Raw genomic sequence first — 15,007 nt, forward strand, 5'->3', positions numbered from 1 at the left:
GTTATAATAACTAGCCTTGTTCTTTAGTTTTAGAGGTAATTAAAAAAATTGATCCTTAGGGTGATCTGATGAGTGAAGTAGTCCCTGTTGTTGAACTTAGCAACATTACGAAGCGGTTTCCAGGAATAGTGGCGAATGATGCCATTAGCTTAAAGCTGATGAAGGGTGAAATTCACGCCTTGCTTGGCGAAAATGGTGCGGGTAAATCAACACTAATGAACATTGTATTCGGTCTTTATCAACCGGATGAAGGTAATATTAAAGTGCAAGGCAAGGAAGTATTTATTGATAGCCCGAATCGTGCTATCGAGCTTGGCATTGGTATGGTGCATCAACATTTCAAGCTGGTTCAGCCATTTACCGTGACAGAAAACATCATTTTGGGCATGGAGCCCAAAAAAGGGTCGAAAATCGATTACAAAACAGCGCAAGACAAAGTACGCAAGTTATCGGAGCAATATGGTTTGCGTGTGGATCCAAAAACGAGAATTGAAGATATCTCTGTCGGCATGCAGCAGCGTGTGGAAATATTGAAAACGCTGTATCGCGGCGCCGATATTCTTATTTTTGATGAACCTACAGCTGTACTAACGCCGCAAGAGATTAGTGAATTGATGGTCATTATGCGCAATCTTGTCAAAGAGGGCAAATCCATCATTCTCATTACACATAAGCTGAAAGAAATTATGGAGATTGCCGATACCGTGACAATCATTCGTCGGGGCAAAGTGATTGATTCGTTGGAAATTTCGAAGACGAATCCGCAGATTCTGGCAGAGAAGATGGTTGGGCGCGACGTCTCCTTCAAAGTGAACAAGCAGGATGTGAAGCTCGGAGAACCCGTTCTCCAGGTGCAAGAACTAGTCGCGCGTAACCAGCAGGGTTTGCCTGCTCTAAAGGGGCTTAACTTTGAGGTGAAAGCCGGAGAGATTCTGGGTATCGCCGGTGTCGATGGCAACGGACAGAGTGAGTTAATCGAGGCATTAACTGGGCTGCGTTCCATTGATAGCGGTCGTGTGCTGCTGATGGGAAGCGATATTACCAACCATACGCCGAGAGAAATCTCCGAGGCTGGATTGTCCCATATTCCTGAGGACCGGCACAAGCACGGACTCGTGCTCGATTTTACAATGAGCGAGAACATGGTGCTGGAAACGTATTTTCATCCTGCGTATAACAAAGCTGGTTTCTTGAATTATGAAGCTATCGACCGCCATGCGGAAGCGTTGATCAAGCAGTTCGACGTTAGAACTCCAAGTATCTACAATAAAGCGCGATCGTTGTCGGGTGGTAATCAGCAAAAGGCGATTATTGCCAGGGAAATATTCAAAAATCCCAATCTTCTCATTGCCGCGCAACCGACGCGAGGATTGGATGTCGGTGCAATCGAGTTCGTGCATCGTCAATTGATCGAGCAGCGGAACAAAGGCAAAGCAGTTTTGTTGATTTCTTTTGAGTTGGATGAAATTATGAATGTGTCGGATCGCATTGCCGTCATCTATGAAGGACAGATTGTGGGAGAAGTGCTGCCGCAGGAGACGAACGATCAAGAGATTGGTTTGCTTATGGCTGGCAGTAAGCGCACAGAGAAAGGAGCTGCTCATGAATAAGGTTGCTCGCATTTTTACAAGTGAATCAGCGGTGAATCCGATCGTTGCGATTATACTTGGGCTGTTATTCGGAGCACTCGTGATGCTGGCAGGCGGATATAACCCAATTGCCGCCTATGGGGCGCTATTTTCTCGCATTTTCGGTAATTCGTATGATATAGGTGAATCCATTCGGGCGATTACCCCTCTTATTTTGACAGGATTATCCGTCGCATTCGCTTTTCGTACAGGCTTGTTTAATATCGGTGCCGAAGGGCAATTCGTTATGGGTATGACGGGAGCCACATTTATCGGTGTCAAAGTGACAGGTCTTCCATGGATTATTCATGCTCCGTTAGCTGTTATCGTCGGTGCACTTATTGGTGGACTATGGGGAGCTATTGCGGGCTATTTGAAAGCAAAGCGTGGAGTTAATGAAGTCATTACAACGATTATGTTGAACTGGATCGCTTTGTTCCTGTCGAATTATATCATTAATCAATTTCTTCTAGAGCCGAAGCAGCAGCGCTCCTACATGATCCAAGAGTCGGCATCTCTGAGTATCACATGGCTATCGACAATGCTAGATAACGCGAGGATGCATTGGGGTACACTGATTGCGATACTCGCAGCGATTGTATTCTATGTCATCTTATGGAAAACCAAACAAGGCTATGAGCTGCGTGCAGTTGGCCATAACATCGATGCCGCGAAATATGCCGGTATGAATGTGAAGAAGAACATTATTAAAGCGATGTTTATCTCAGGCGTTTTTGCCGGTCTTGCGGGCGTGTTTGAAGTTCTTGGTGTATTCCACTATCAAGTTGTTTCAGCAGGCTTCCCAGGTTACGGGTTTGATGGGATCGCGGTATCCTTGCTGGGTGCTAACAATCCAATAGGGATTGTGCTCGGGGCCGCACTGTTTGGCGGATTGTCTTACGGTTCAGCAGGCATGAGTTTCGGTGCTGATGTGCCGCCGGAGATTATCCGTATTGTCATCGGTTCGGTCATCTTCTTCGTTGCAACCCAAGGTATCGTTAAATGGGTGCTCATCCCGTTCTATAGTAAACGCAAGAAAGAGAGGGCTACGTAACATGGACCTGCTCACCATGCTTAACGCGTTTTTCACGAAATTTAGTGAACTTATCAACACGACGCTCGTCTATTCGACGGCGCTCATCTTTGGAGCTTTGGGTGGGATTTACTCGGAGCGCTCCGGAGTAGTCAATATCGGGATTGAGGGCCTCATGGTTTCCGGGGCATTCGCCTCGGCTGTTGGTGCTTATTATGCAGAAGAGGCGAATATGGGTATCTGGTCCCCGTGGATCGGTTTATTGACTGCCATGGTATTTGCGCTCATTTTCGCTCTGATTCATGCGGTAGCAACGATTTCGTTCAAAGCCAATCAAGTCATCAGCGGTGTTGTGATTAACTTCTTGGCAGCAGGCGTAACGTTATATTTGGTCAAAGTGCTGTTCAATGGTGCTGGTCAAACAGAAACGTTAAATGATGTGTTTTCCAAATGGGAAATTCCGATTTTGTCCAAAATACCGTATATCGGATATGCTCTCTTCAATGCCTATCCAACAACGTACATTGCTTTAATTCTCGTCGCGGTTACTTACTATGTGCTGTTCAAGACACCATTCGGTTTACGTCTTCGTTCCGTTGGGGAGCACCCGAGTGCCGCGGATACCGTAGGGATTAAAGTGAAGCGTATTCGTTACATCGCCGTGTTGATTAGCGGTCTGTTAGGCGGACTTGGCGGGGCGACCATTACGCTTACGACAACAAGTGCCTTCTCACATAACACGATCTCAGGTCAAGGGTTTATTGCGATGGCCGCAATGATTTTCGGTAAATGGCATCCAGTAGGCGCACTGGGCGCAGCAGTCTTCTTCGGAATGGCGCAGGCGCTCAACAACTTCATGCGTTTGTTCGAATTCTCGAAAAATATTCCGCAGGAATTCCTCTACATGCTGCCTTATGTACTGACCATCTTAGTACTGGCAGGCGCAGTAGGTCGGGCTAAAGCACCATCAGCTCTTGGTGAACCTTACGATCCAGGTAAACGATAGAAATAAAACATGCATAGCTAGGGAATATTCCCGCGGCGGTGCATGTTTTTTTGTCTGATCATTGTAAACAATCACCAGTCAATTTGTGTCGGAAAATAAAGGAAAAATGTCGAAGCGTGGCGAATTTCCAGTCCACTCGATATTTTTCATAATCTATTACATATGACCGCGGAAGGAAGAATGCCACAAATGTCTTTTTTACGAACCTTGTTAGGAGCCAAGTCGCTGAAAGGTGAAAATGACGCTGCTGCTTCTTCTGTTGTTGAGTCTGATACCAAAGATCAGCAAATGCATATTGCGGAGCTTAGTACAAGCGAGATCAATGCCTGGCTGAATGGCAAAATTGCTTCTATTCAATCCGTTGTTAAAGCCCATCCAGAGTTTATGAATGCTAAAGCAAACACGATCTTACCCGTGCTGAAAGTTATGGCGGAGAGCGATCCGGAAGTGTATCGTTTTGCCTATATTGACCCGCTGGGCATGTCCGTTGACACAGCTGGCGATAAGTTGGACGCAAGCAAATTTGATAATTTTAAGAAAGCTATCGTTGATAAGAAAGTATCGGTATCCGAAATCATCAAGGAGGAAAGCAGCGGTAAAAACATTATCATCATCGATGTTCCGCTTGTGGACGGCAATGGCGATTTCCGCGGCATCGTGCAATCTTTCCTCTTTCCTGAACAAATGCTATCCATCATCAATCGCATCAAATTCGGCGAAACGGGTTATGGCTACCTACTCTCACCAAACGGTACATATCTCGTGCACCCGCAGAAGATTGGTGAAAAACTGGAGAAATCATCCACGGGTTGGAAGCTTATTTTGACCGGTGAGCAATCGGAAGTATTCCAGAAAGTAAATCTCCTAAAGAAAAATGCAGCCATCATGCTAGCTGTTTCTGCGCTGCTTGTCATTTGTACTAGCTATGATCGTCTCACGGATGATGATTCGCCCAATCACGACGATTTCATCCCTCATGCAGCGAGTAGGGCAAGGTGATTTATCCGGCCGATTAAACAACCATGGTGATGATGAGATCGCCTCGATGCGCAAGAACATCAATGCGATGCTTGATTCTTTTTCCGAGATGATTTGCAAAATATCAGAAGCAGTTTCGCACACCGCAGCATCTTCCGAGCAGCTCACTGCAATTGCGAGTGAATCGACGAAGGCTTCTGAACATATTACTGTAGCGGTGGGGCAGGTTGTGCGGGGTTCCGAAGCGAACTACCAGGCATCCGAACAAATTTCGACCGCGATGGGTGAAATGTCATCGGGCGTGCAAAAAATTGCCGAATCATCCACGAATGTCTCGGAAACAGCACAAAGTGTCGTTCAAGAAGTAGGACGTGGAAACGGGGAGATTCAACAAGCAATTACCCAAATGCGACAGGTCAGTCATGCTGTAGAACATACGGCCGAACTCGTGCACGGCTTAGAGGAGAAATCCGAACAAATTCGCCAGATTGTTAGCTTTATTTCCGAAATTGCCTCACAAACTAACCTGCTTGCCTTGAACGCTTCCATTGAAGCGGCAAGGGCTGGCGAACATGGCAGAGGCTTCGCCGTCGTCGCTAGCGAGGTTAAGAAGTTGGCGGAGCAAACAAGCAGTGCGACCGTGAACATTACCTCCATTATCGGTGAAACGATCAACGCTACGAAAGAAGCATCAAGCTCGATGCAGGGCGGACTGTCAGAGGTTGAAAAAGGCTCAGCTCTCGTTCAAACGGCTGGGCAAGTATTCCAATCGATTCTGGCCTCGATTGGGCATGTAAACGACCAAATCCAAGAAGTATCGGCCGCATCAGAGGAAATATCAGCGGGAACCGAAGAGGTGGCTGCCTCTTCTCAGGAGACAGTCAGTATCGTGAGGCAGGCTATGGATGAGCTGCAGGCCATTGCCAAGTCGGCAAGTGGTCAGCTGCAATCGATGGAAGAGATCAGCTCCTCCTCCGAATCGCTTAGCGTGTTGGCGGTCGATCTACAGGATCAAATCAACCGCTTCAAGTTGAAATAAAACGAAGCACCTCATCCGACTATCGGTGAGGTGCTTTGTTTATTTATTTTACAGATGAGATCCGCCGCTTGCATCAATCAATTGCCCTGTAATCCAGCGGCTGTCCGAAGAAGCAAGAAAGGCGGCGATATCGGCCACATCTTCCGGCTGCCCCCATCTGTTAAAAGGGGAGAGACCGGTAGCAAATTTCTGCCCATTTGGATCCTGCAGTGTTGCAGCATTCATATCGGTATCGATGATACCGGGCAAGATGGCGTTCACCGTAATGCTGCGATTCCCAAGATGCTGAGCTAAGACGAAGGTGAGTGTGTTGAGCGCACCTTTCGAAATGCTGTAGCCCAGAAGATTAGGGAAAGCCAAACGTGTGACAGCCGAAGAAATATTGATGATACGGCCCTCGTCTCTCAGACGTGGCAAAGCGTGTTGGATAAGAAATAGCGGTGCTTTGACATGGATGCCCATGACTTCGTCAAAAGATTGTTCCGTCGTCTCCTCGATGGTTCCACCTTGCCCGATTCCGGCGTTATTAACAAGAATATCAAACTGATTACCGCCAGTGTGCTTCTCGAGGGCTTCGTCCAAGTCCACATATAAATCACGAACGCCGTTTACGGCATTCAAGTCCGCACCTAATGTAAAGGCGGAGCCGCCTTTATGCAGAATCTCACGAACCACTCCCTCCGCGGCGTTATGATTCTTTCCGTAATGTACGGCGACTATGGCGCCATCCTGTGCGAGACGCAGTGCAATCCCTCGTCCAATCCCCCTACTTGCACCCGTTACTAAAGCGATTTTACCTTTCAGCATGCTCATATCCTCATCTCCTTAAATGTTTTCATGTTTAGTTTTATCACAGGGTGACATTCGAAATGTTGCTCTCTCATTAGCGAATGCGAAAAAAAGAGCCATTCGGAGGTATACTTTTACGATCGATGTGGGAACATTTAGGTTTGGGAGTGGGGAGTACAGATATGATCAGTACCCCCTTATGAACATGCTTCAGGAACTGCGTGAAGGATTTTATCCGATGCTTGCGGAGGTGGCGAATCGGTGCCTTGAGACACTGCGACCTTAAAATCAAAGCGATTTGATTTGATTCCGGTATTCGCTTGGCGAGACGCCGTACCAACGTCGGAATTGCTTAGAGAAGTACAGCGGATCGTAGAAACCGACGGATGATGCAATCTGTTCGATGGTGAGTTCCAGCCGTTCTCGAAGCAGCAGACGAGCTTTATCCACACGCAGTTTCAGAAGAAACGTGACGGGTGTTACTTTAGTATGACGCTTGAACATGCGCGATAAATATGCGCGGTTGTAGCCCAAACTCTCCGCCATCAGCTCAATGGTAATAGGCTCGGCGTATTGGGTGGACAGGTAGTGAATCGCTTGCTGCACGATGCGATCACTCTCGGCTTCTGTGACCGCGCTGGCTAATGTGGATGCTGATAATATTTCACAGTATTCACCGAGTAACAAATGTAGGTATCCGATGGATTTCAGCTGTGCGTTCGCTTGTTTGGATCTTAGAGCTTGCTGAATATGGCGAAAAAGGACGGGGATGTGGCGGTTGCGCTTGGTATGAATAATGGGCTGCAAAGGATTCACTCCTGTTGATGCAACCAACGCCGCGGCCTGCGTACCTGTAAAAGCGATCCAGCAATAATGCCACGGATCTGTCTCATCGGAGACGTAGCTAATGAGCTGTTCAGGCTCGATGACGAAGCTGTCTCCGGCGCCAAGCTCATACTCTTCACCTTGAGAAGAGAATACCCCTTTACCCGATATCACATAATGGATCAGATAGTAGTCGTATACCTTGGGGCCTAGCCGATGCTCAGGCTTGGTCTGGCTCTCACCCGCAAACAGCACGGTTAAGTCACTCTCCTGGGAGGGCAGTGGATTCGAAACAACGTAATAGCTCTCTGACTTTGGCATACCTACTCATCATCTCCGATCGAAGCATCTTCATATACCATCACTTTATCATAAATCTAATAAAAAGTAGTGAGCTTGAGATCACATTTTTCCATGTGGAAATAACATGCCTCCATAGCCAATCACGCGTTCTTCTCGTATACTGAAGTTACAAAGATACCAAGCATAAACGACTCCATCATCCTCAGATGACGAGCAAAATCACTTCTAAAACCACTAAAGGCGGTGCCAGAATGGCAGACTTGCAAGCTCTAAAAAACACGTTTATTGAAATTTACGGGAATTCTACAACGGCAATTTCAGCTTTTCATGCTCCAGGTCGGGTCAATTTGATCGGTGAGCATACGGATTACAATGGCGGTTATGTTTTCCCGGCAGCGTTAACGTTCGGAACGACTTTGATCATTCGTCCAAGACAAGATCGTGTAATTGGATTTGCATCGACAAACCTGGTGCTTCGCAAACAAATTTCCATAGATGACTTGTCCTATCAAGAAGAGGACGACTGGATCAATTATCCGAAAGGGATCTTCGTTCACTTGGCGAAAGAAGGTTTCCCTGTTACGCGGGGCTATGACCTTTTGTTCCACGGTGAAATCCCGAATGGTGCCGGACTTTCGTCCTCGGCTTCCATTGAAGTCGTTACAGCTTTTGGCTTATTAACACTTGAAAAGTATCCGATTGATACCGTGAAAATCGCACTGCTCGCTCAAAAAACAGAGAACCAATTCGTTGGCGTCAACAGTGGTATCATGGATCAATTCGCGGTAGCCAATGGCAAAAAAGATCATGCCATTCTGCTCATGTGCGACACGCTTGAGTATCGCCATGTGCCTTTTCAAAGCGGCAGCTACAAGCTGGTTATTGGGAATACGAACAAACGCAGAGGTCTGATAGACTCCGCTTACAATGAGAGAAGAAGCCAATGTGAGCAGGCTGTGACCTATTTGCAAAAGCAGTTTCCTTCGATCACTTTGCTTGGTCAACTGAACCTTGCGCAATTTAACGAATTCAAACATCTAATTCCAGACGAAACCATCCGCCAACGAGCGCAGCATGTTATTGAAGAAATTGACCGTGTTCTCAAATCCATTGAGGTGCTGGAAGCGAACGACCTTGAATCTTTCGGTAAGCTGATGATCGGGTCCCATGACTCGCTTCGTGATCTTTATGAAGTAACAGGGGTAGAGTTGGATACAATGGTTGCGGCAGCACTGAAGGTTCCGGGTGTACTTGGGGCACGTATGACAGGCGCAGGTTTCGGCGGATGCACGGTTTCTTTAGTTCATGAGGACAGTGTACAGACGTTTATCGATCAAGTGGGTAAAGAATATACGGAAAAAACAGGCCTGACACCAAGCTTCTACGTTTGTGATATCGGCAATGGTGTCGAGCAACTCGGGGAGGCTTTGTAAAATGGCTATTCTAGTAACGGGTGGAGCTGGCTATATCGGATCTCATGCGGTAGCGGAGCTGGTTGCCAAAGGGGAAGAAGTCGTTATCGTTGATAATTTGCAACAAGGGCACAGAAACGCTGTGCTTGGGGGCAAGCTGTATGTAGGTGATTTGCGAGACGGTGAGTTTCTGGATACGGTTTTCACTGAGAACAGTATAGATGCTATCATCCATTTTGCAGCGAATTCGTTAGTTGGCGAGAGCATGACCAATCCTGCGAAATATTATCACAATAACGTGTACGGAACGCTTTGCTTACTTGAGAAAATGACGCAATACGGCGTGAAGAAAATTGTCTTCTCCTCTACGGCTGCCACGTATGGTGAGCCTGAAAATATTCCTATTTTAGAAAGCGATCGCACCCTGCCGACAAATACGTATGGCGAAACGAAGCTTGCTATGGAAAAAATGATGAAATGGTTCGACATTGCTCATGGCATCAAATATGTATCACTTCGCTATTTTAATGCAGCTGGGGCTCATGCCGGTGGCAAAATCGGGGAGGATCATAGCCCAGAGACGCATCTGATTCCTATCATTCTTCAAGTAGCTCTTGGTCAAAGGCCGCATATTTCCATTTTCGGAGAAGACTATGCAACAGAAGATGGTTCGTGTGTACGCGACTACATTCATGTTAGCGATTTGGCAAGCGCCCATGTTCTTGCGGTTGAGAAGCTGCGCGGCGGAGCAGAAAGCAATATTTACAACCTAGGCAATGGTACGGGTTTCTCGGTCAAAGAAGTCATCGAAATCGCCCGTAAAGTAACCGGTCATGCGATTCCTGCCGTCATCGAACCGCGTAGAGCCGGTGATCCAGCAACGCTAATTGCCTCCTCGGAGCGTGCAAGAACTGAGCTTGGTTGGAAACCAACACGTGATTCCTTGGAATCCATTATCGAGAGCGCGTGGAACTGGCACCAGAATCATCCGAACGGGTACGAAGAGTAGAGTAAGGCAGAACAGTGCAGAACGGAGCTGAACAGAGGCTTGTTTTGTAGAAAGGAACGTGGCACATGGAACGGAAAGTTAAAGCATCGCAGCATGCAGCGTTGACCATAGAAAGGCTCCTTCAGTTCGCTATGCAAAATGGGCTGATTGAGCAACTTGATGTATATACTTCTCGCAATGCTTTACTTGATTTATTCGGTCTTGCTGAACCTTATCAAGGGGAAATTCCGATAGAGAAATTAAGCAGTCCGGTTGCACTGCTGGAAGAGCTGCTCGATGCAGCTTTCGAGGCAGGCCTCTTGGAAGAGAACACGACAACGTACCGTGATTTGCTGGACGCACGGATTATGGGGCTGCTCATGCCCCGTCCTTCCGAGGTCGTGCATCAATTCTGGAACACTGCCAAAACAACGAGCGTTGAGGCGGCGACGGATTACTTCTACAAGCAATCCATCGATTCCAACTATATTCGGATGGATCGCATTCAGAAAAATGCCTACTGGTTGTCCGAAACAACGTATGGCGATCTCGAAATCACGATCAACCTTTCCAAACCGGAGAAAGATCCGAAGGAAATTGCCCTGCTCAAAACACTGCCGCAAAGCAGTTATCCCTTATGTCTGTTATGCGCAGACAACTTAGGCTACGCAGGTCGTGTGAATCACCCGGCGAGGCAAAATCTGCGTGTTATTCCGCTGGAATTGGATGGTGAGAAGTGGTACTTCCAGTATTCACCGTACGTGTATTACAACGAGCACAGCATCATCTTCCATGAGAAACACATCCCGATGAAAACAACGGCGCACACGTTCTACCGTTTGCTGGACTTCATCGATCAGTTCCCTCATTATTTCATCGGATCGAACGCGGATCTGCCGATCGTAGGTGGTTCTATTCTGAACCACGATCATTTCCAAGGCGGGCGCCATAAATTCCCGATGGAAAAAGCACCAAGTGAGAAGGCATTTTCACATACTGAGTTTGCCGGTGTGAAGGCCGCTATCGTCAAGTGGCCTATGTCAGTGCTTCGCTTGAGCGGGCACAACAAGCAGCAGATTTTTAATCTTGCGAGCAAGCTGCTCGAAGACTGGCGCGCCTACAGTGATGCGGAAGCGGACGTCCTCGCCTTCAGCGAGAAGGACGGACAGCGGGTCCCGCATAACACGATCACCCCGATCGCCCGCAACAATGCACGGGGCGAGTACGAGCTTGATCTGGTGCTGCGCAACAACCGCACCAGTGAAGAGCATCCGGATGGGATTTTCCATCCGCACCAGCACTTGCACCACATCAAGAAGGAGAACATCGGCTTGATTGAGGTTATGGGGCTGGCGGTGCTGCCAGGCCGCCTGCAGGAGGAATTGGCGGATATCGCCAAGCTCCTCACCGGCGAAGCCGCATTCGGCCGCGAGATCCGCGAAGAGGCTAGCCATCCGCTGCATAAGCATGCGGAATGGATCGAAGCGATGCTCGCGAAGCACGGCGCTGCGCTGCCGCAGGACGGGGTGAATGCGGTGCTGCAGGCTGAAGTCGGCAGCAAGTTCATGGACGTGCTGCTGGACGCAGGCGTGTTCAAGCGTGATGAAGCCGGGCAAGCGGCTTTTGGACGGTTTTTGGCGGCTGCGGGCTTTGCGCAGCAGTAAATGTAGTTGGAACTCCCCGGTCACTTTGATCGGGGAGTTTTTTTGTTAATATATAAGAATTTATATTTTGGGGGTTAGGGTAAGGTGATGAACCTTACCTTATTTAGGATAGTTAGCTACAGATTTTTGCTAGGCTAAGTGAGATTATGGATAGGCATAATCATCGGCAAGTAACTATGTTTTTTTAACGTTTTGCTTCTGGTTTTTTGGAAAATTGGAGAATTAGAAAAGCAAGTTGTACTGCGTACAACAATTTCCTTGATTTCTTCTTGAAAAGCTCAGGATGTTGTATGCTATACAACAGTTTTGCCCTTTTATAGGCTGTAGAGCTATTTTAGACTAAAAGTGTTGTATTTTTTGCAACATTCGGTTGGAAAACGCGGATTAGCTTGCCTAAAGTTGTATAAAGTACAACTTTACACGGATAAGTATGCGAATGTTTCCGTATTACGTCACTTGGGCGTAGATTGCTTTGCATCAACCTTTATAAACACTCTCAACCAGACGGCGCATGCCGGTTTTTTTATTTACGTGGAATGAGGAGCGGTATTAGCTTTTGAATCCAGAGCTTGATAGTAGTAAACTGAATAGTAAGTAGTTGGAAATTAGTTGATGTGATCCTTTTGGATCGAGGAGGCGAAAACCGGATGGAAAACTTTGGGGCGTTAATGGTGGAGCGAACGGAAGAGCGTTTTGAAGCCAATGTAAGAGAGTTGTCGATGGTGGACTTGCCATCAGGCGAAGTGACGATCCGAGTGTTATACTCCGGCATTAATTATAAAGATGCGTTAGCTTGCAGCTCGACTGGACGCGTTGTGCGTGCCTATCCGATGGTACCTGGGATTGATTTGGCCGGAACCGTTGTAGCTTCGTCAGATCGTCGGTTTCGCGAAGGCGATGAGGTGCTTGTGACGAGTTACGAGCTTGGTACAGGGCATTACGGCGGATTCAGCGCTTATGCGCGTGTCCCGGCTGACTGGGTCGTGCCGCTCCCGCAGGGACTAACCCATCGCGAGGCGATGATACTGGGTACGGCGGGATTTACCGCTGCACTCTCCATACAGCGGATGGAGGAGAATGGGCTAAGCAAAGAGCAGGGACCCGTGCTTGTTCGCGGTGCAACTGGCGGAGTGGGCAGCAGCAGCGTGTCCATGCTGGCAGCGCTCGGTTATGAGGTGGAGGCAAGCACTGGGAAGTCTGCGGATCATCAGTACCTGCTCGACTTAGGGGCTAAGCGGGTACTAACGCGAGAGGAGCTTGCTCCCTCTGGTAGCAAGCCGCTCAATAAGGAATATTGGGCGGGCTCTGTTGATCCTGTAGGGGGCGACTCCCTTGCCCATGTGCTGAGCAGGATGAAGTACGGAGGTTCTGTTGCCCTGAGTGGTTTGACAGGTGGCGGTGAGTTCGCAGCGTCGGTGTTTCCTTTTATCCTGCGAGGTGTAAATGTGTTAGGGATTGATTCGGTTGCTTGCCAGATGGAGGTTAGAAAGCCCCTGTGGGAGCGTATTGCGAAGGAACTGAAGCCGAAGGACCTGGAACAGACAGTCTATCAAGAGGTTACGCTGGATGGAGTTGCGGAGGCTGCTAAGCAGGTTCTGGAAGGGAAGGTCAGAGGAAGAGTGCTTGTCCGATTATAAAAGGGGAGGCAGGTACTTCTTTCATGTATAAATTCTTCACATTTATTCACCTTCCTCTTTATACAATCATACTCTCTTTGCTTTTCAGCCAATATCAGACTATTACTTTTTGGATCCTAGATTTATTATTAATCATCCATGCAATCCTGCACTTATTTTTTGAAAAGCACCCCCGTAATGGATTTAAGAATACGTTCTCTAGAACAATTATTTATCCAATGGGAATCCTTACGGCAATTCATTTCGTTTTACTACAGTATTAAAAATAAAGGAGTTAAGCATATATAAGCAGCTTAACTCCTTTTTCATTTCCCTACCAACCAAAATCCAATGTCTTTCCAGTCTCCGCCAGTGTCTTGATATTGCTCAGAATCATCCACCAACTTGCTTTCGTAGTCTCGAAGCTTGGGTGGTTGGGTGTCCAATTATCATTGACCAACGTTAGTTTTGTACAGCTCCCAACAGTCTCAAGTGACAACGTCATTCTAGATTCAAAGTCCGCATGATTCGGGTTGTAAGATGGACCAGCATGTTCGGTACAACTAATGAGCTTTTCCGGCTCGTAAGCTAAAATCTTACCGTATACATGAACGGTTTCCTCACCGTCATTACCAGGCCCCACATAAGCATAATCGGATCCTATTTCAAAAGTAGACTGAAGCACACTGCCAAAGAGAATCTTACGAGTACCCTCCGGAGTCACTAGAATATCCCACACTTCTTTAAGTCCTGCCCCAATGTAAAATTCGTATTTGAGTTCCATATACTTCCGCTCCTTTGGTATGTGATATGATTAAGTATAGATGATTGTACAACCTATGTATTGTAAAAACGCGACAAGGAGTGTGCGAAGTGATTCCCAAAGCCTCCAAGCCCAGCCTAGGCATTATGAATCTGCAGCAAGGCGAGCAGAAATTTCAGCTTTCGCGACATACCCCCTCCGAAGATCTGGCCTTTTTCATCCGGCATTACTGGATAGTTAGGTGGGATTTAACCGACCAGGAGCCTTATTTGCAGCATGTTATCCCGAATCCCTGCGTTAATCTCCTCGTTGAACCAGGTCGAACGGCCATCTACGGTCCAGGGAAAGAGAAGTATGGGCATTATCTGCATGGCCAAGGATGCGTATTTGGCGTCAAATTCAAGCCTGGCGGATTTTACCCTTTTTTGAAACAGCCGATCTCCGGTTTGCTGAACAATCCAATGAGTGTCCAGAGCGTTTTTGACATAGATCCACGTCGACTTGAGACGAATATTTTTGCTAAAAAAGAAGAACATCTTATGGTTTCACATATCGAGCAGATAATCCGTCCCAAGCTTCCCGAAAAGGATGAACAGGTCGGTTTTATCAATAAGATCATCGATCATATCAATCAGAAGCCCGATCTCACCAAAGTTGATACCCTCTGCGATTACTTCAATGTGAATAAAAGAACGCTGCAGCGGCTGTTCGACCACTATGTCGGAGTTAGCCCCAAGTGGGTGATCAAGCTGGCCCGAATCCAGAATGCAGCTGAGACGACGGATCTAAGCCAGAGGCATAACTGGTCCAAGCTCTCCATGGATCTCGGTTATCATGACCAGTCGCATTTCATCAAAGAATTCAAGTCCATAATTGGCCAGACTCCTGATGAATATGCTCGGCTGACGGTATGAGAAAGAAGGACAGGCATCTTGCTGCCAGTCCTTCTTTTTTTTGATAGAT

The 15,007-nt window shown here is 47.4% G+C and carries 15 protein-coding genes; 12 read left to right on the plus strand and 3 right to left on the minus strand.

Translation table 11 applies throughout. The annotated features are described in order from the left end of the window. Window positions 1-68 precede the first annotated feature (68 nt). The 5 genes from QFZ77_RS06130 (at window position 69) to QFZ77_RS06150 (ending at window position 5,684) form a co-directional block, all read left to right on the plus strand. The gene (locus QFZ77_RS06130; protein ID WP_307437538.1) at window positions 69-1,610 is read left to right on the plus strand and encodes an ABC transporter ATP-binding protein; all 1,542 of its coding nucleotides are present in this window, start codon (window positions 69-71) and stop codon (window positions 1,608-1,610) included. Continuing rightward, window positions 1,603-2,682: an ABC transporter permease gene (locus QFZ77_RS06135; protein WP_307437540.1), complete on the plus strand. Its 1,080-nt coding sequence runs from the start codon at window positions 1,603-1,605 to the stop codon at window positions 2,680-2,682. Before QFZ77_RS06130 ends, QFZ77_RS06135 begins: the two co-directional genes overlap by 8 nt. Before the next feature lies 1 nt (window position 2,683). Further along, window positions 2,684-3,667 carry an ABC transporter permease gene (locus QFZ77_RS06140; RefSeq protein ID WP_171649599.1) on the plus strand — a complete coding sequence of 328 codons (984 nt, stop codon included), beginning with the start codon at window positions 2,684-2,686 and terminating at the stop codon, window positions 3,665-3,667. A 189-nt stretch (window positions 3,668-3,856) separates the two neighbouring features. Continuing rightward, entirely contained in the window at window positions 3,857-4,666 is an 810-nt protein-coding gene (locus QFZ77_RS06145) for a cache domain-containing protein (RefSeq protein WP_307437545.1), read from the plus strand. Continuing rightward, a complete protein-coding gene (locus tag QFZ77_RS06150) occupies window positions 4,608-5,684 on the plus strand; it encodes a methyl-accepting chemotaxis protein (RefSeq protein ID WP_307437548.1) in 1,077 nt (358 codons plus the stop codon). The genes QFZ77_RS06145 and QFZ77_RS06150 overlap by 59 nt, the downstream gene beginning before the upstream one ends. Window positions 5,685-5,732: 48 nt before the next feature. On the opposite strand, the gene QFZ77_RS06155 is transcribed toward QFZ77_RS06150, so the two are convergent. Continuing rightward, on the minus strand, window positions 5,733-6,497 hold the full coding sequence (locus QFZ77_RS06155) for an SDR family oxidoreductase (RefSeq protein WP_307437551.1): 765 nt from the start codon (window positions 6,495-6,497) through the stop codon (window positions 5,733-5,735). 181 nt (window positions 6,498-6,678) lie between these two features. Here QFZ77_RS06155 and QFZ77_RS06160 point away from each other — a divergent pair, with 181 nt between their 5' ends. Beyond that, entirely contained in the window at window positions 6,679-6,759 is an 81-nt protein-coding gene (locus QFZ77_RS06160; RefSeq protein WP_307449296.1) for a hypothetical protein, read from the plus strand. 2 nt (window positions 6,760-6,761) lie between these two features. On the opposite strand, the gene QFZ77_RS06165 is transcribed toward QFZ77_RS06160, so the two are convergent. Further along, window positions 6,762-7,619 (minus strand): AraC family transcriptional regulator, encoded by an 858-nt coding sequence (locus QFZ77_RS06165; RefSeq protein ID WP_307437554.1) that lies wholly within the window; start codon window positions 7,617-7,619, stop codon window positions 6,762-6,764. A gap of 233 nt (window positions 7,620-7,852) precedes the next feature. Between QFZ77_RS06165 and QFZ77_RS06170 the strand changes: the two genes are divergently transcribed. The 5 genes from QFZ77_RS06170 to QFZ77_RS06190 all read left to right on the plus strand — a co-directional run bounded on the left by QFZ77_RS06170 (window position 7,853) and on the right by QFZ77_RS06190 (window position 13,565). Then, window positions 7,853-9,034, plus strand: a complete 1,182-nt coding sequence (locus QFZ77_RS06170; RefSeq protein ID WP_307437556.1) for a galactokinase — start codon at window positions 7,853-7,855, stop codon at window positions 9,032-9,034. A 1-nt stretch (window position 9,035) separates the two neighbouring features. Beyond that, window positions 9,036-10,022, plus strand: a complete 987-nt coding sequence (gene galE / locus QFZ77_RS06175; RefSeq protein WP_307437561.1) for a UDP-glucose 4-epimerase GalE — start codon at window positions 9,036-9,038, stop codon at window positions 10,020-10,022. Between the two features lie 65 nt (window positions 10,023-10,087). After that, window positions 10,088-11,665, plus strand: a complete 1,578-nt coding sequence (locus QFZ77_RS06180; protein WP_307437564.1) for a UDP-glucose--hexose-1-phosphate uridylyltransferase — start codon at window positions 10,088-10,090, stop codon at window positions 11,663-11,665. Between the two features lie 647 nt (window positions 11,666-12,312). Further along, complete coding sequence (locus QFZ77_RS06185) at window positions 12,313-13,302, plus strand: acrylyl-CoA reductase family protein (protein WP_307437568.1); 990 nt, start codon at window positions 12,313-12,315, stop codon at window positions 13,300-13,302. Window positions 13,303-13,325: 23 nt separating this feature from the next. Beyond that, on the plus strand, window positions 13,326-13,565 hold the full coding sequence (locus tag QFZ77_RS06190; protein ID WP_307437572.1) for a DUF6713 family protein: 240 nt from the start codon (window positions 13,326-13,328) through the stop codon (window positions 13,563-13,565). A gap of 50 nt (window positions 13,566-13,615) precedes the next feature. On the opposite strand, the gene QFZ77_RS06195 is transcribed toward QFZ77_RS06190, so the two are convergent. Then, complete coding sequence (locus QFZ77_RS06195; RefSeq protein ID WP_171649611.1) at window positions 13,616-14,065, minus strand: SRPBCC domain-containing protein; 450 nt, start codon at window positions 14,063-14,065, stop codon at window positions 13,616-13,618. Window positions 14,066-14,154: 89 nt separating this feature from the next. Here QFZ77_RS06195 and QFZ77_RS06200 point away from each other — a divergent pair, with 89 nt between their 5' ends. After that, entirely contained in the window at window positions 14,155-14,958 is an 804-nt protein-coding gene (locus QFZ77_RS06200) for a helix-turn-helix domain-containing protein (RefSeq protein ID WP_307437576.1), read from the plus strand. The last annotated feature ends 49 nt before the right edge of the window (window positions 14,959-15,007 follow it).

It is taken from the genome of Paenibacillus sp. V4I3, from assembly GCF_030817215.1.
In the GTDB taxonomy this organism is placed as follows: Bacteria; Bacillota; Bacilli; order Paenibacillales; family NBRC-103111; genus Paenibacillus_E.